At 67.8% G+C, this 15,397-nt stretch carries 18 protein-coding genes; 13 read left to right on the top strand and 5 right to left on the bottom strand.

The genetic code is table 11. The features are described from left to right. Positions 1-6: 6 nt before the first annotated feature. Entirely contained in the window at positions 7-393 is a 387-nt protein-coding gene (gene ndhC, locus ABSH63_RS03655; protein WP_352887547.1) for an NADH-quinone oxidoreductase subunit A, read from the bottom strand. A gap of 217 nt (positions 394-610) precedes the next feature. Between ndhC and ABSH63_RS03650 the strand changes: the two genes are divergently transcribed. From ABSH63_RS03650 to ABSH63_RS03610, 9 genes are read left to right on the top strand one after another with little or no spacing between them, the layout of a single operon-like run. Further along, positions 611-1,084, top strand: coding sequence for a Na+/H+ antiporter subunit E (locus tag ABSH63_RS03650; protein ID WP_352887545.1), 474 nt, complete (start codon positions 611-613; stop codon positions 1,082-1,084). After that, positions 1,084-1,371 carry an MrpF/PhaF family protein gene (locus ABSH63_RS03645; RefSeq protein ID WP_352887543.1) on the top strand — a complete coding sequence of 96 codons (288 nt, stop codon included), beginning with the start codon at positions 1,084-1,086 and terminating at the stop codon, positions 1,369-1,371. Before ABSH63_RS03650 ends, ABSH63_RS03645 begins: the two co-directional genes overlap by 1 nt. Next, positions 1,368-1,712, top strand: a complete 345-nt coding sequence (gene mnhG, locus ABSH63_RS03640) for a monovalent cation/H(+) antiporter subunit G (RefSeq protein ID WP_352887540.1) — start codon at positions 1,368-1,370, stop codon at positions 1,710-1,712. Before ABSH63_RS03645 ends, mnhG begins: the two co-directional genes overlap by 4 nt. Beyond that, the gene (locus ABSH63_RS03635; protein ID WP_352887537.1) at positions 1,709-2,713 is read left to right on the top strand and encodes a Na(+)/H(+) antiporter subunit B; all 1,005 of its coding nucleotides are present in this window, start codon (positions 1,709-1,711) and stop codon (positions 2,711-2,713) included. Before mnhG ends, ABSH63_RS03635 begins: the two co-directional genes overlap by 4 nt. Continuing rightward, positions 2,710-3,075 (top strand): cation:proton antiporter subunit C, encoded by a 366-nt coding sequence (locus ABSH63_RS03630; protein WP_352887534.1) that lies wholly within the window; start codon positions 2,710-2,712, stop codon positions 3,073-3,075. The genes ABSH63_RS03635 and ABSH63_RS03630 overlap by 4 nt, the downstream gene beginning before the upstream one ends. Continuing rightward, entirely contained in the window at positions 3,072-4,544 is a 1,473-nt protein-coding gene (locus ABSH63_RS03625) for a monovalent cation/H+ antiporter subunit D family protein (RefSeq protein WP_352887531.1), read from the top strand. The genes ABSH63_RS03630 and ABSH63_RS03625 overlap by 4 nt, the downstream gene beginning before the upstream one ends. Beyond that, complete coding sequence (locus ABSH63_RS03620) at positions 4,538-6,049, top strand: complex I subunit 5 family protein (RefSeq protein WP_434223242.1); 1,512 nt, start codon at positions 4,538-4,540, stop codon at positions 6,047-6,049. The genes ABSH63_RS03625 and ABSH63_RS03620 overlap by 7 nt, the downstream gene beginning before the upstream one ends. Continuing rightward, entirely contained in the window at positions 6,046-6,306 is a 261-nt protein-coding gene (locus tag ABSH63_RS03615) for a hypothetical protein (protein WP_352887525.1), read from the top strand. Before ABSH63_RS03620 ends, ABSH63_RS03615 begins: the two co-directional genes overlap by 4 nt. After that, positions 6,299-7,996, top strand: coding sequence for a Na(+)/H(+) antiporter subunit D (locus ABSH63_RS03610; protein WP_352887523.1), 1,698 nt, complete (start codon positions 6,299-6,301; stop codon positions 7,994-7,996). Before ABSH63_RS03615 ends, ABSH63_RS03610 begins: the two co-directional genes overlap by 8 nt. 286 nt (positions 7,997-8,282) lie before the next feature. Here ABSH63_RS03610 and rimK read toward each other — a convergent pair whose 3' ends face one another. Then, positions 8,283-9,188 carry a 30S ribosomal protein S6--L-glutamate ligase gene (gene rimK / locus ABSH63_RS03605; protein ID WP_352887522.1) on the bottom strand — a complete coding sequence of 302 codons (906 nt, stop codon included), beginning with the start codon at positions 9,186-9,188 and terminating at the stop codon, positions 8,283-8,285. A gap of 55 nt (positions 9,189-9,243) precedes the next feature. Between rimK and ABSH63_RS03600 the strand changes: the two genes are divergently transcribed. Together ABSH63_RS03600 and mnmG are read left to right on the top strand one after the other, a co-directional pair. Continuing rightward, the gene (locus ABSH63_RS03600; protein ID WP_352887519.1) at positions 9,244-9,552 is read left to right on the top strand and encodes an Mpo1-like protein; all 309 of its coding nucleotides are present in this window, start codon (positions 9,244-9,246) and stop codon (positions 9,550-9,552) included. A 45-nt stretch (positions 9,553-9,597) separates the two neighbouring features. Further along, entirely contained in the window at positions 9,598-11,484 is a 1,887-nt protein-coding gene (mnmG, locus tag ABSH63_RS03595) for a tRNA uridine-5-carboxymethylaminomethyl(34) synthesis enzyme MnmG (protein ID WP_352887517.1), read from the top strand. A 179-nt stretch (positions 11,485-11,663) separates the two neighbouring features. Here the strand turns inward: mnmG and ABSH63_RS03590 are convergent, their stop codons facing one another. Both ABSH63_RS03590 and ABSH63_RS03585 read right to left on the bottom strand, forming a co-directional pair. Next, complete coding sequence (locus tag ABSH63_RS03590) at positions 11,664-12,458, bottom strand: M48 family metallopeptidase (protein ID WP_352887514.1); 795 nt, start codon at positions 12,456-12,458, stop codon at positions 11,664-11,666. 143 nt (positions 12,459-12,601) lie between these two features. Next, positions 12,602-13,405 (bottom strand): ParB/RepB/Spo0J family partition protein, encoded by an 804-nt coding sequence (locus ABSH63_RS03585; protein ID WP_352887511.1) that lies wholly within the window; start codon positions 13,403-13,405, stop codon positions 12,602-12,604. Positions 13,406-13,467: 62 nt separating this feature from the next. On the opposite strand from ABSH63_RS03585, the gene folE reads away from it, so the two are divergent. Both folE and ABSH63_RS03575 read left to right on the top strand, forming a co-directional pair. Then, positions 13,468-14,019 (top strand): GTP cyclohydrolase I FolE, encoded by a 552-nt coding sequence (gene folE / locus ABSH63_RS03580; RefSeq protein ID WP_352887508.1) that lies wholly within the window; start codon positions 13,468-13,470, stop codon positions 14,017-14,019. A gap of 85 nt (positions 14,020-14,104) precedes the next feature. Further along, complete coding sequence (locus ABSH63_RS03575; protein ID WP_352887506.1) at positions 14,105-15,100, top strand: acyl-ACP desaturase; 996 nt, start codon at positions 14,105-14,107, stop codon at positions 15,098-15,100. Here the strand turns inward: ABSH63_RS03575 and ABSH63_RS03570 are convergent. Beyond that, on the bottom strand, positions 15,097-15,372 hold the full coding sequence (locus tag ABSH63_RS03570) for an acylphosphatase (protein ID WP_352887503.1): 276 nt from the start codon (positions 15,370-15,372) through the stop codon (positions 15,097-15,099). The genes ABSH63_RS03575 and ABSH63_RS03570 overlap by 4 nt on opposite strands. Positions 15,373-15,397 lie beyond the last annotated feature (25 nt).

Here is a 15,397-nt window from a genome sequence, read left to right as displayed (position 1 = left end):
CGCACCTCAGTAACGTCGGTCGGCGGGATGCTGCGACCTCGGCGCCCAGTCGAGCGCACCGCAGCGCCACAGATAGACCAGCGCCGCGACCAGGATGCCGAGGAAGACCATGATCTCGATGTAACCGGCCCAGCCGGCTTCGCGCGCGGCCACCCCCCAGGCGAGCACATAGACCGCCTCGAGATCGAAGATCACGAACAGCATCGCGACGAGATAGAACTTCGCCGACAGCCGCAGGCGCGCGCCGCCGGTGGAGACGATGCCGGATTCGTAGGGTTCGCGGCCGAAGCGGGACGCAGCGGTCCTCTGGCCCAGGACCCAGGAGAGTCCCAGCATCAGCGCGCACAGTCCGAAGACGAGTGCCGCGTACAGTGCCAGCTGGCCAAGTTGCATGGCTTGCCCCTCGCTGCGATGAGCCGCGGAACGGAACGAACGGGCCTCGCACTGCGGCCGCTCGAGCTGTCCGTGTTCCGCGCCTCTATCAAAACCTCATGCGGCCGCGCGCGTCAAATGGCGCCGCAGAACGCGGACTTCGTCGTTGACGCTGCGAGCGCATTCGGCAACCATCCGGGTTCTCGAACCCGCTTTGACGCTCGACTAAGGATCACGGATGACGCAGCTGATTGGTCTGACCGTGATGCTTGCCGCGTTCTGGCTGCTGCTCTCCGGACATTACGTGCCGATGTTCTTCGGCTTTGGCGCGTTCTCGGTGCTGCTGGTCGCGTGGCTGGCGAAACGGATGGACATCGTCGATGACGAGGCCAAGCCCTTGCACTGGCTGCTGCGCGTGCCGCGCTACTGGCTGTGGCTCGGCGGCCAGATCCTGCTGTCGGCGCTCGCGGTGAGCCGGCTGATCTGGCAGCCGCGTGCGCCGATCACGCCGGGGCTGGGCCGCGCCAACGTCGAGGGACTCAGCGACGTCGAGCGCGCGACCTACGCCAATTCGATCACGCTGACGCCGGGAACACTGTCGATGACGGTGGACGAGCGCCATATCGAGGTCCACGCACTCGATGTACGTGCGCTCGCGAACATCGAGGCCGGCGAGATGATCCGGCGCCTGCGCCGGGCGGGGCTGCGCTGATGCTGCTGGCGGCAACGCTCGGCCTGCTCGTCGCAATGCTGCTCGCACTGGCGCGCGCCGTGTTCGGGCCAACGCTCTATGACCGCATCCTCGCGGTCAACAGCTTCGGCACCAAGACCGTGCTGTTCATCGCCGTGGTCGGCTTTCTCGCAGGTCGGCCACACTTCCTCGACATCGCGCTGGTCTATGCCCTCATCAACTTCATCGGTACCGTCGCCGTGCTCAAGCTGAGCCACTACGGCGAGTTCGGCGCCTCGGCCAGCGGCGAGCACGGAGACGATCTGTGAGCCTGCTGCAATCGATCCTGCAGATCACCGCCGACCTCGCGCTGGGCGCCGGCGTACTGCTCGTGCTCACCGGCGCCGCCGGTCTGCATCGCCTGAGCGAGTTCTTCATGCGCACGCACGCCGCCAGCATCACCGACAGCGCCGGAGCGGGTCTGGTGATCCTCGGTCTTTTGCTGCGCAGCGAGGAATTCGCCACCGCGCTGCGCCTGCTGCTGATTCTGCTGTTCCTGCTGTTCACCAGCCCCACGGCGAGCCACGCACTGGCGCAGGCGGCGCTCGGCGATGGACTCAAGCCGCGCACCGGCAAGCCACACGCTCGCGATGGAGCCCAGACCCCATGAGCGGCTGGATGCTGATCGACGTCGCCTTGTTCGCGATCCTGCTCTGCAGCGGCATCGCCATCGCCAAGATCCGCCAGTTGTTCGCAGTGGCCATGCTGTCCGGCATCTTCAGCCTCACCAGCGCCTGCATCTTCGTGATGCAGGATGCGGTCGACGTCGCCTTCACCGAGGCGGCGGTCGGCGCCGGCATGACCACGGTGCTGCTGCTCGGCGCGTTGGCGCTCACGCGCACGCGCGAGAAGCTCACACCGACGGCGCGCAGCGTGCCGGCGCTGTTGGTGGCGCTGACCACCGGTGCGCTGCTGGTCCATGCCAGCGGCGATCTGCCCGCGTTCGGGATCGAGGATTCGCCGGTGCAGACCCATCCGGTCACCGAGCGCTATCTGGTGAGCTCCGTCGAGGAGATCGGCGTGCCCAACGTCGTCACCTCGGTGCTCGCTAGCTATCGCGGCTACGACACCTTCGGCGAGGTCGTCGTCATCTTCACCGCCGCCGTCGCCGTGCTGATGCTGCTCGGTCAGCGCGCGCCGCGCGAGGTCCGGGAACGGGCGGCGCCGATGCGCGACCGTCAGCGCGTGCTGCGCGTGATCGCCAAGCTGCTGATCCCTTTCATCCTGCTGTTCGGCTTGTACGTGCAGTTCCACGGCGACTACGGTCCCGGCGGCGGCTTTCAGGCCGGCGTGATCTTCGCCGCCGGCGTGGTCCTGTACGCGCTGGTCTTCGGCCTCGATGCCGCACGCGCTGCGGTGCCGATGCGCGCGCTACGTCCGCTGCTGGCGGCCGGCGTGCTGCTCTACGGTGGCGTCGGGGTCGCCACGCTGCTGCTCGGCGGCGCCTTCCTCGACTACGACCTTCTGGCCGCCGAAGACCCGGTGGCCGGCCAGCATCTGGGCATCCTGCTGGTCGAGCTCGGCGTCGGCATCACGGTGACGTCGGCGATGATCATGCTGTTCTACGGCTTTGCCGGCCGTGGCATCGGTCGTGGAGTCGGCCGCTCATGAGCCTGCTGAGCTACTACAACTACTGGATCGCCATCGTGCTGATGATGGTCGGGCTCTACGTCGTGATGAGCCACGCCAACCTGGTCAAGAAGATGATCGGCCTGAACGTGTTCCAGGTCGCGGTGTTCATGCTGTTCATCAGTCTGGGCAAGGTGCGCGGCGGCACCGCACCGATTCTCGATCCCGCGTTCACCACCTACTCGCATCCGCTGCCACACGTGCTGATCCTCACTGCCATCGTCGTCGGCGTGGCGACGACGGCGCTGGGCCTGGCGCTGGCGGTGCGCATCCACGAAGCCTACGGCACGACCGAAGAGCAAGACGCGCTCAAGCGCGACGACGCGGAGAGCGGCGCCAGATGATCGAGCATCTGCCCGCGCTGCAGGTGGTGATTCCCCTGCTCGCCGCACCGGCGTGCGTGCTCGTGCGCCATCCACGCGCGGCATGGGGCGTTTTCGCGCTGACGACGCTCTCGGCGCTGGTGATTTCTACGCAACTGTTCGTGCAGACCATCGACGGCGGCGTGCTGCGCTACGCCCTCGGCGGCTGGCCGGCGCCGTTCGGCATCGAGTACGTGGTCGATGCGGCGAATGCGCTGCCGCTGCTGCTGGTGAGTCTGCTCGCGGTCGCGGTCGCGCTCTACGCGCCGCGTGCGGTCGAGGCCGAGATCGAGCGCCCGCGCATTTACCTGTACTACGCCTGTCTGTGCCTGTACCTCGCCGGTCTGCTCGGCATCGGCATCACCGGCGATGCGTTCAACGTCTTCGTCTTTCTCGAAATCTCCTCGCTGTCCGGCTACGCGCTGATTGCGATGGGACGGCACCGCCGCGCGCTGCTTGCCGCCTTCCGCTATCTGGTGATGGGCACCGTCGGTGGCACCTTCGTACTGATCGGCATCGGCCTTTTGTACGCGCTGACCGGCTCGCTGAACATGGCCGATCTCGCCGAGCGCGTGCCGGCGCTCTACGGCAATCGTGCGCTGACCGCGTCGCTCGGCTTCATCGCCGTGGGCCTTGCGATCAAGGCCGCCGTATTCCCGCTGCACGCCTGGCAGCCCGATGCCTATTCGCAGGCATCGAGCGCCGCGAGCGTGCTGCTCGCCGGCGCCGGCGCCAAGATCGCGATCTACGCCTTTGTGCGCTATGCCTTCGGCGTCTTTGGCACGGACTTCATCGGCGACACTTTGCCGCTGGCCGAGGTGCTGCTGACGCTCGGCGTCATCGGCATGCTCGTCGGCTCGGCGGTCGCCTGCTTCCAGCACGACGTCAAGCGCCTGCTCGCGTGGTCGAGCATCGGCCAGATCGGCTACATCGTCGCCGGCATTGGCCTCGCCGACGTGCAGGGCCTCACCGCGGCTTTCCTGCATCTGTTCAACCACGGCCTGATCAAGGGCGGGCTGTTCGCGGTTGCCGGCATCGTGATGCTGCGCACCCAAGGCAGCACGCTCGATCACTACGCCGGACTCGCCAAACGCATGCCCGGCACCTTCGCCGCGCTGCTGCTCGGCGGGCTCGGCCTGGTCGGCGTGCCGCTGACCGCGGGCTTCGTCAGCAAGTGGGCGCTGGCGCAGGCGCTGATCAGCGCCGGACAGTGGTCGGTGCTCGCGGCGATGCTGGTCAGCTCGCTGCTCGCGCTGGTCTACGTCGGTCGCATCATCGAGGCCGCCTGGTTCCGTGAACCGCCGGCCGGCGAGGCCGCGCCGGCCGCGCCCGGCATGAGCGTCGCCGCCTGGCTCTTGGTGCTGCTGACGCTGTGGATCGCGGTCGACAGTGCCGGCCTCGCCGATGTCGCCGGTGTTGCCGCGCGCGGACTGCTCGGAGGGGCATCGTGAACCCGCAGTTGATGCTGCTGGCGATGGCGCTGCCGCTGGCCGGCGCCATCGGCTTGCTGGCGCTGCGCAAGCACCCGAACCTGCGCGAGACCGCCACCTTGATCGCCGGGGTCGCGCTCGCCGCGCTGGTCGTCAGCCTGTGGGCCTACGTCGACGAGCGTCCGCGCCTCGAACTATGGACCTGGATGCCGGGCCTGTCCTTCGCCTTCGAGATGGAGCCGCTGGGCCTACTGTTCGCCAGCGTCGCCGGTTGCCTGTGGCCGGTGACCTCGGTCTACGCGATCGGCTACATGCGCGCGGCCGAGGAGAAAAACCAGACGCGCTTTTACTTCTGCTTCGCCATCGCGATCTTCGCCGCGATGGTCATTGCCTTTGCCGGCAACGGCCTGACGCTGTTCGTCGGCTACGAGGTGCTGACGCTCGCGACCTGGCCGCTGGTCGCGCACAAGGGCACATCGGAAGCACGCAAGGGCGCTCGCGTGTATCTGATCACCCTGCTACTCACCTCGATCGGCCTGCTGCTGCCGGCGCTGGTGTGGACCTACGCACTCACCGGCACGCTGGACTTCCGCGACGGCGGCATCCTTGCCGGACATGCGTCGCCACAGACGCTGGGCATTCTCTACGCGCTCTTCCTTTTCGGTATCGGCAAGGCCGCGCTGATGCCCTTCCACCGCTGGCTGCCGTCGGCGATGGTCGCGCCGACGCCGGTCTCCGCGCTTCTGCACGCGGTCGCGGTCGTGAAAGCCGGCGTGTTCACGGTGATGAAGATCACCATCTACTTCTTCGGCATGGACGCGATGCGCTTCTCCGCCGTGGGCCAGCCCATGGCCTGGGTCGCAGCCTTCACCATCGTCGTCGCCGCGATCATCGCGATCCGGCAGGACAACCTGAAGGCGCGGCTGGCGTACTCGACGGTGAGCCAGCTCAGCTACATCGTGCTCGGCGCCGCGCTGGCCTCGCAGGACGCGCTGATCGAGGGCGCACTGCACATCCTCACCCACGCCGCCGGCAAGATCACGCTGTTCTTCTGCGCGGGTGCGATCTACGTCGCCGCGCACAAGAGCAAGGTCAGCGAACTCGACGGCCTCGGCCCCAAGATGCCGTTCACCTTCGCTGCCTTCACGCTCGCCGGCATGTCGATCATCGGCCTGCCGCCGCTGGCCGGAAGCTGGGACAAGCTGCTGCTGATGGAGGGCGCGGTGGAGGCCGGCACGCCGGTGATGATGGGCGTGCTGCTGGTCAGCTCGCTGCTCGGCATCGCCTATCTGATGCCGATTCCAATCCGTGCCTTCTTCATGCCCGAGCGCGGCGCCCCGGCGGCCGCCGACGACCCTTCCGGCGAAGCCCGCGCCGCACGCACGCGCAAGATCCGCGAAGCCCCGTGGGCCTGCGTCGTGCCGCTGTGCCTCACCGCGCTGGCCTGCTTCTTCCTGTTCTTCTTCGAAGACCACCTGGTCGAGCCGCTCGCCGAGCGTCTCGGCTACAGCTGGGAGCCGGAATGAACGATCGCGAACGCTGGCTCGATCGTCCACGCAACGTCACGCGCCTGGTCTTGGGCCTGTACGCGCTGTGTGCGGCGCTGCTGCTCGCCGAGCTGTTCTACGAGAAGCACGGACACTTCGCGTTCGAGCACTGGTTCGGCTTCTTCGCCTTCTTCGGCTTCGGCGCTTACGTGTTCATCGTGCTCAGCGCCAAGGCGCTGCGGCGGCTGATCAAACGCCCGGAGGATTACTACGAGCGCGGAGACAGCGATGACTGAGGCGCTCTTCAATCCCGCGTTGCTGATGATCGGCGGCGGCCTGCTCTTGCCGCTGCTGCGCGACTGGCCGCGCAAGCTGCTCATGCTGCTTCTGCCGGCTGCCAGTCTCGCCTTGCTGATCGTTCTGCCCGACGGCGACAGCGGCGCGATCCAGTTCTTCGGCATGGCGATGGAGACGATCCGCATCGATCGCCTGTCGTTCGTCTTCGCCGTGATCTTCCACATCGCCGCCTGGCTCGCGGTGATCTACGCGTTGCACCTCAAGGACACGCTGCAGCACGTGGCCGCGACGGTCTATGCCGGCGCCGCGATCGGTGCCGTGCTCGCCGGCGACCTCGTCACGCTGATGCTGTACTGGGAGCTGACGGCGCTCTCATCGGTGTTCCTGATCTGGGCGCGGCGCACCGAGCGCGCCTATCGCGCGGGCATGCGTTACCTGATCATCCAGGTCGGCTCCGGCGTGATCCTGATTGCCGGCATCGCGGTGCGCTACGTGGCCACCGGCAGCGTCGACTTCGAGCGCATGGATCTCGCCGAGCCGGGCGCGCTGCTGATCTTCCTCGCCTTCGGCATCAAGTGCGCGTTTCCGCTGCTGCACAACTGGCTGCAGGACGCCTACCCCGAGGCCACCGTCACCGGCACCGTCGTGCTGTCGGCGTTCACGACCAAGCTCGCGGTCTATGCGCTGGCGCGCGGCTTCCCGGGCACGGAAGAGCTGATCTGGATCGGCGTGGCGATGACGCTGTTCCCGATCTTCTTCGCCGTCATCGAGAACGACCTACGCCGCGTGCTCGCGTACAGCCTCAACAACCAGCTCGGCTTCATGGTCTGCGGCATCGGCGTCGGCACCGAGCTGGCGATCAACGGCGCCGCCGCGCACGCTTTCGCGCACATCCTCTACAAGTCGCTGCTGTTCATGGCGATGGGCGCGGTGCTGTACCGCGTCGGCACGATCAAGGCCTCGGAACTCGGCGGCCTGTACAAGTCGATGCCGTGGACCGCGGCGTTCTGCATCGTCGGCTCGATGTCCATCTCCGCGTTCCCGCTGCTGTCCGGCTTCGTCACCAAGTCGATGATCCTGACCGCGGTCGCCGAGGAGCACCTGTGGGTCGTCTGGCTGATGCTGCTGTTCGCCTCGGCCGGCGTGCTCGACCACTCCGGCATCAAGATCCCGTTCTTCAGCTTCTTCGCCCACGACTCCGGCAAGCGCTGCGACGAGGCGCCGCTGAACATGCTGCTCGCCATGGGCTTCACCGCGGCGCTGTGCATCGCCATCGGCCTGTACCCCGCGCCGCTGTACGCGCTGCTGCCCTTCGACGTCGACTACGACGCCTACACGACGACGCACGTCATCACGCAATTGCAATTACTGCTGTTTGCTGCTGCTGGCTTCGCCGTGCTCTACCGCCGCGGCTGGTATCCGCCGGAGGTCCCGTCGCTGAACCTCGACTTCGACTGGACTTACCGCCGCCTCGCGCCGGCCGTCTGGAACGGCACCGTGTCGGTTCTCGCCGCCGCCCGCGACCGCGTGCTGACGCCACTTTGGGCTTTCGCGCTGCGCTCGGCCACCCACGCCAGCGTCGTACTGCGCCCGAACGGCCGCATCGCCGATGCCTGGACGACCGGCACCATGGTGCTGTGGACGGCGGTGCTGCTGGGGCTGTTCCTGGTGGCAGGTCTGATGCGGTAGTGGGCGTTGCCGCGGCTCCGGAACCGGAGCCAGTCGACGCTGGGCTTGCCTGTTCACTGGTACGCCTATACGCGCCCGGCCATGACCATGGCTCGAGTCTTCAAGTCCGGGAGCAGCCAGGCGGTAAGGCTGCCCAAGCAATTTCCTCTCGACACACCGCAGATCGAGATCTTTCGTCGCGGGGATGAGATCGTGCTGAAGGCGAGGAGCAAGGGCATGGCCAGCGCGTTTCATCTTCTCGCCGACATGCCGGACGATGGCTTCCGGGACGGTCGCCCCACACCGGCTAACCCGAGCCCCGGGTGCGCGTTCGATGCGGACGCGCGTTCTGCTCGACGAACTCGATGATGCGGCCGGCGACGTCGACACCCGAAGCCGCCTCGATGCCTTCGAGCCCCGGCGAGGCATTGACCTCGATCACCATCGAGCCCTGCGGCGTGCGCAGCAAATCGACGCCGGCGACGTTCAGGCCAACGATGCGTGCCGCGCGCGCGGCGGCGCGACGCTCGTCCCTCGTCAGCTTGACCGGTTCGGCGCTGCCGCCGCGGTGCAGGTTGGCGCGAAAGTCGCCGGCTTTGGCCGTGCGCCGCATCGCGGCAACGACCTTGCCGCCGACCACCAAGGCGCGGATGTCGGCGTTGCCGGCCTCGGCGACGAACTGCTGGACGAGGAAGTAGGCGTCGAGCCCGCGGAAGGCGTCGATCACCGAGCGGGCCGCCTGCTGGTTCTCGGCGAGCACGACGCCCTGCCCCTGCGTGCCCTCGACGAGCTTGATCACCAGCGGCGCACCGCCGACCAGGCCGATGACGCCGTCGGTGTCGTCCGGCGAATGGGCGAAGGCCGTCGCCGGCATACCGACACCGCGGCGGGCGAGCAGTTGCAGCGCTCGCAGCTTGTCGCGGGCCCGCGCGATCGCGACCGATTCGTTGAGGGTGTAGACACCCATCATCTCGAACTGGCGCAGCACGGCGGTACCGTAGAAGGTCACCGAGGCGCCGATGCGCGGGATCACCGCGTCGAAGCCGGCGAGGCGACGCTGGCCGTACCAGATCTCCGGCCTGCCCGGCTGCAGCTTCATGTAGCAGCGCAGCACGTCGATGATGCGTACCTGGTGGCCGCGCGCCTCGGCGGCTTCTTTCAGGCGCCGGGTCGAGTACAGGCGGCGGTTGCGCGACAGGATCGCGATTTTCATGGGTCTTTGGCGTGGCGGCCCTATAATCGGCCGTTCATGTGAAGGAGGCTCGGCGATGACGGCAACCGATTTCAAGCGCTTCGACGACTTCTACCCGTACTACCTCCAAGAGCACTCCAACCGCACCTGCCGGCGACTGCACTTCGTCGGCAGCAGCATCGGCATCATGCTCGCGATCGCTGCCGTGGTCACGCTCAATCCCTGGCTGCTGCTGATCGGGCTGATCCAAGGCTATGCCTGGGCCTGGGTCGGGCACTTCTTCTTCGAGCACAACAAGCCCGCCACCTTCAAGTACCCGTGGATGTCGTTCAAGGGCGACTGGAAGATGTGGTGGCAGATGCTCACTGGCCGCATCGAGTTCTGAACATGATCGTGACCGACGGTGCCGGCCAGTACGGGTTTTGAGCACATGCACGACGCGAATCGTTTCGACGTGATCGTGGTCGGCGGCGGGCATGCCGGCACCGAGGCTGCGCTGGCCTCGGCGCGCACCGGCGCGCGCACGCTGCTGATCACGCAGAACATCGAGACGCTGGGCCAGATGTCCTGCAATCCGGCGATCGGCGGCATCGGCAAGGGCCATCTGGTCAAGGAGATCGACGCACTCGGCGGCCTGATGGCGCGTGCCGCCGACCGCGCCGGCATCCAGTTCCGCATCCTCAATGCCTCGAAGGGTCCGGCGGTGCGCGCGACGCGCGCCCAGGCCGACCGCATGCTCTACAAGTGGGTGGTGCGCGAGGCGCTGGAGAACCAGCCGAACCTGACGCTGTTCCAGCAGGAGGTCGAGGATCTGATCGTCGACGGCACGCAGGTTCGCGGCGTCCTGACGCGGCTGGGCCTGTCGTTCCATGCGCCCTGCGTCGTGCTAACCACCGGCACCTTCCTCGGCGGGCGCATCCATGTCGGCCTGACCCACCATGCCGGCGGCCGCGCCGGCGATGCGCCATCGCTGGCGCTCGCCGCGCGCCTGCGCGAGCTGCATCCGCGCGTCGGTCGCCTCAAGACCGGCACGCCGCCGCGGCTCGACGGCCGCACGATCGCCTGGGACGTGCTCGACGAGCAGCCCGGCGACACGCCGACGCCGGTGTTCTCGTTCATCGGCAGCGTCGCCGATCATCCGCGCCAGGTCAGCTGCCACATCACCCACACCAACCCGGCGACGCACGAGATCATCCGCGAGGGCTTCGCGCGCTCGCCGATGTTCACCGGCGCGATCGAGGGCAGCGGCCCGCGCTACTGCCCGAGCGTCGAGGACAAGGTCAGCCGCTTCGCCGACCGCGACCGCCACCAGATCTTCCTGGAGCCCGAGGGGCTCAACACGCGCGAGGTCTATCCCAACGGCATCTCCACCTCGCTGCCCTACGACATCCAGGAGCGCTTCGTGCGCACGATCCGCGGGCTGGAAAACGTGCGCATCACCCGGCCCGGCTACGCGATCGAGTACGACTATTTCGACCCGCGCGACCTGCAGCGCTCGCTGGAGACCAAGGTCATCGGCGGCTTGTACTTCGCCGGCCAGATCAACGGCACCACCGGCTACGAGGAGGCTGCCGCACAGGGCCTGCTCGCCGGTCTCAACGCCGCGCGCAAGGCGCGCGGGCTGCCCCCCTGGGAACCGCAGCGGCACGAGGCTTACCTCGGCGTGCTGGTCGACGATCTGATCACGCGCGGCACCACCGAGCCCTACCGCATGTTCACCTCGCGTGCCGAGCACCGGCTGCTGCTGCGCGAGGACAACGCCGACCGCCGTCTGACGCCGATCGGCCGCGCGCTGGGTCTGGTCGACGACGCGCGCTGGGCCGCGTTCAACGCCAAGCATGAGGCGATCGAGCGCACGCGCGCGTCGCTCGATGCGCTGTGGCTCAAGCCGGCGCAGCTGCGCGAGCCGGCGCTGGTCGAGGTGTTCGGCGAAGCCCCGGACGACGCCGGCTTGTCCGGGCTCGACCTGCTGCGCCGGCCGCAGGGCTCGTGCGCGGCGCTGCAGCGCCTCGGCCTGCTCGCCGCGGACATCGATCCCACGGTGGCCGAGCAAGTGGAGATCGACGTCAAGTACGCCGGCTATGTGCAGCGCCAGCAGGCCGAGATCGCGCGCGCTCGCCGCTATGAAGCGGCCGTGCTGCCGGCCGATCTCGACTACGCCAGCATCGGCGGTCTTTCCAACGAGGTGCGACAAAAGCTGCAAGCGCACCGGCCTCAGACCCTGGGCCAGGCCGCGCGCATCTCCGGCGTCACCCCGGCGGCGGTTTCGCTGCTGATGATCCACTTGAAAAAGCGCGGTGCCTTGAAGGCGCTTTGAGGGCTTGCCGTCGCCAGCCCCGGCGTTCACGCTGCATCTGGCGCCACGGCGCATGCTGCTCAGGTTCGCACACGGCAGGTGTGCGGCGATGATCCTGAACCGAGCCCCGCGCCCCGCACACCGTCGCGCCCCCGAGCCCTGCCGTTGCCCAACGGGATGGCTCATCTATTCCGCCGCGCTCAGCTGCGCCGCCGCGGTGGCAAGTAATGCAGTAGGCGCGCCCCGTGCTCGTGCAGCCAGCGCTTGTGCGTCGCAAAATCCGGCATCTGCCGCTCGACCAGCGCCCAGAAGCGCGGTGAGTGATCCATGTGCACGCAGTGACACAGCTCGTGCACGACCACGTAGCGAAACGCCGCCAGCGGCGCCATCACCAGACGCCACGATAGCGAGATCGTGCCGTCCGGGCTGCAACTGCCCCACTGCGTGCGCGGATCGCGCAGCAGCAGCTCGCGCCACTGCACGCCGAGCCGCGCGGCCTCAAAGTCGAGCAGTTGCCGCGCTAGCCGCTGCGCCTTTCGCATCAGCGCATGGCGCAGCGCGCGTTCGAGCCGCGGCGCATCGCGGCAGATCGCCGGCGGCGCGAACACGGTGACCACCTCCGGCTCGATGCGCACCTGAATCTGGCGCAGCGTCGCCGGCTCGACGCACACCGGCACCAGGCGGCCGTCGAGCAGGATCTCGTCGGTGCCGTCCCAGCGTGCATGCGGCGGCGCCGGCACGCGCTCGCCGAGTTCGGCGAGCTTCTCGCGCACCCAGGCCTCGCGCGCGCGCAGGAAGGCCAGCGCCTCGGCGCGCGGTACCCAGCGCGGATAGACCAGCACCACCTCGCCGTCTGGGCGCACCTCAATGCGCAGCCGACGCGCCCGCGCGCTGATGCGCTCGCGCACGAGCGGCTCGGCGCGGAACAGGTCCAGCTGCATGCCGGGCGCAGCAGCAGCCCGGGCGCCGGGCTTGGGGCTGGGGGCGGCGGTCATCGCGCGCCGGCGGGCGGTAATTTTTTGTTCATGCCCGGAGCCGGGCTTGAATCCTGCGACGTTTGCTGCGCCGCACATCGGGCTTATCCACAAGCTTATCCCCGGCCGTTGTAGATAAATCCTCCGCCGCTGCGGCGCCGGCGCTAGCGCGCGCTATAGCCGATGCGCGCGAGCACGCCATCGAGCTCGTCGAGCGAGTGGAAGCGGATACGCAGCTCACCTTTGCCCGCCTTGTCGGCCTGCACCGTCACCGGGCACGCGAGGTGGTCCGACAGCTCGCGTTCGAGCACCTTCCAGTCACCGGACTTGCCGGGCTTGAACACGATCTTGCGCGCGCGCGCCGCCGCGAGCTTGCGTTCGAGCTGCCGCACCGACAGGCGCAAGCGGATGATCTCGTCGGCCCAGCGCAGCTGTTCGTCGAAGGCCAGGGCCGCGAGCACCTTGGCGTGCCCGGGATGCAGGTGACCCTCGTTGACCAGCGCCTGCACCGGCGGCGCGAGGTTGAGCAGACGCAGATAGTTGCTGACGTACTCGCGCGACTTGCCGATGCGCTCGCCGATTTGCTCGTGCGTCAGCTCGAACAGCTCGCCCAGGCGCTTGAGGCCCGCGGCGGTTTCCATCGGCGTCAACGATTCGCGCTGCAGGTTCTCGATCAGGCCGATGACGAAGGCTTCGCTGTCCGACAGATCGTCGCGCACGATGGCCGGGATCTCGTGCAATCCGGCCTGCTGCGCCGCGCGCCAGCGCCGCTCGCCGGCGAGCAGCTCGAAGCCCCAGACGCGCGTACGCAGCACCACCGGCTGCACGACACCGGATTCGCGGATGCTTTCGGCGAGCTCGGCCAGCGCGTCCGGGTTGAAGTAGCGCCGCGCCTGCTGCGTGCCGGGCCGGATCAGGTCGATCGGCACCTCGCGCACGACACCGGGAGACTTGGAGGCACTTAGCATCGGCGCAATTGTAGCGGCGTCATCGTGGAATAATGCCCGTTCACACGAGATCACGAGCCGCCATGGAAGAGCATTACCGCGCGATCATCGAAGCGATCGGCGAGAACCCGGACCGCGAGGGCCTGCTGCGCACGCCGCATCGCGCCGCACGCGCGATGGAGTTCCTCACCCAGGGCTACGAGCAGGACCTCGACGAGATCGTCAACGGTGCGGTGTTCGAGTCCGCCAACGACGAGATGGTCATCGTCAAGGACATCGAACTGTACTCACTGTGCGAACACCACCTGCTGCCGTTCTTCGGACGCGCGCACGTCGCCTATCTGCCGAGCGGCAGGGTCATCGGCCTGTCGAAGATCCCGCGCATCGTCGACATGTACGCGCGCCGGTTGCAGATCCAGGAGAACCTGACCCAGCAGATCGGCCAGTCGATCGAGCAGGTGACCGGCGCCGTGGGCGTGGCCGTCGTCATCGAGGCGCAGCATCTGTGCGCGATGATGCGCGGCGTCGAAAAGCAGAGTTCGCGCATGATCACTTCGGTGATGCTCGGCCGCTTCCGCGACGACCCGCGCACGCGCCAGGAATTCCTCGAGCTGATCCGCAGCAGCGGACGCTGATCGGCGTGTCCCTGCGCTTGAATCTGGTTAAACTTTGCGCACGTACATGCTTGCCGGCATACGTCGACGCACCGAGGAATCCACCATGCTGTCTTCCGTCAAGAACCCCGATCTGGCCGCCCAGCGCGAGGTGCTGGAAAGCATCTCGCCGCAGATCGCCGAGTACATGCAACGGCATCGCGACAGCCGCAAGCTGTGGATGCCGTCCGATCTCTTGCCGGCGCACGAACGCAGCGACGCCGAGCATGAAGCCGAGCTCGTCGCCCTGCGTGAGCGCGCGCGCGGCCTACCGGACAGCGTGCGCGTGGCCCTGGCGCTGAACCTGCTGACCGAGGAGGGCCTGCCGCATTTCCATCGCCTCGTCGCGCAGTACATGGGCCACGACGGCGTCTGGGCAGAATGGAACAATCTGTGGACCGCCGAAGAGGATCGCCACGGCTGCGTGCTGCGTGACTACGTGCGCGACGCGCGCCTGTTCGACATGCGCGCGCTCGAGCAGATGCAGTACCAGTACATCGAATCGGGCTTCAATCCCGACTGGAAGGACGACCCCTACCGCCTGCTCGCCTATACCAGCCTGCAGGAGAAGGCGACGCAGACCTCGCACGCCAACGCCGGACGCCTGGCGGGCCAGTACGAACCCAAGCTGCAGCGCATCCTCGCCCACATCTGCGCCGACGAATCGCGGCATTACGTCTTCTACCGCGACAGCTTCGCCGCGGTGCTCAAGGTCGACACCAATCGCGCGCTCGCCGCGCTGGCGTCGATCGCGCCGTCGCTGGCCATGCCCGGTCACAACATCGCCGGGTATGCACAGATGTCGGAAGTCGAGCGCCGCGCCGGCATCTACGGGCCGCGCGAATACCTCAAGCTGATCGAGGACCTGCTCAAGCATTGGGCCATCGACAAGCTCGACGGCCTTTCGGCCGTTGGCCGTGCCGCACAGGACAAGATCATGCAACTGCCCAAGCGCCTGCAGCGCATGGCCGAGTACGTCGAGTCCAAAGCGCAGGCCCGCAGCTTCTCGTTCGATTTCATTTATCAGCGCGCCTTCGAGATGGCGGCCGGCCGCGGCGGCTAACGCCGCACGCGAAAGCCCGGCTCGGACGGCGCGGTGTCCGCCGCCGTCCACGACAGCTCATCGACCCGCGCCGCCGGCGGTCCATGCCGCAACCAGTCGCGCAACTGCGCCAAGGCCTCGGCCTCACCGGCGACGAGGCCCTCGACGCTGCCGTCCGCGCAATTGCGCACCCAGCCGTCGAGCCCGAGCCGATTGGCGAGTTCGGCGGTCGACTGGCGGAAGCACACACCCTGCACCCGGCCGCGCACCGCGAAGCGATATGATGCCTTCACCCCTTTCGCCCAGCGAAAACCCGGA

Origin of the sequence: Sinimarinibacterium thermocellulolyticum (assembly GCF_040327995.1) — a bacterium.
Taxonomy (GTDB): Bacteria; Pseudomonadota; Gammaproteobacteria; order Nevskiales; family Nevskiaceae; genus Solimonas; species Solimonas thermocellulolyticum.
This window is presented reverse-complemented; position numbering and strand designations above follow the sequence as displayed.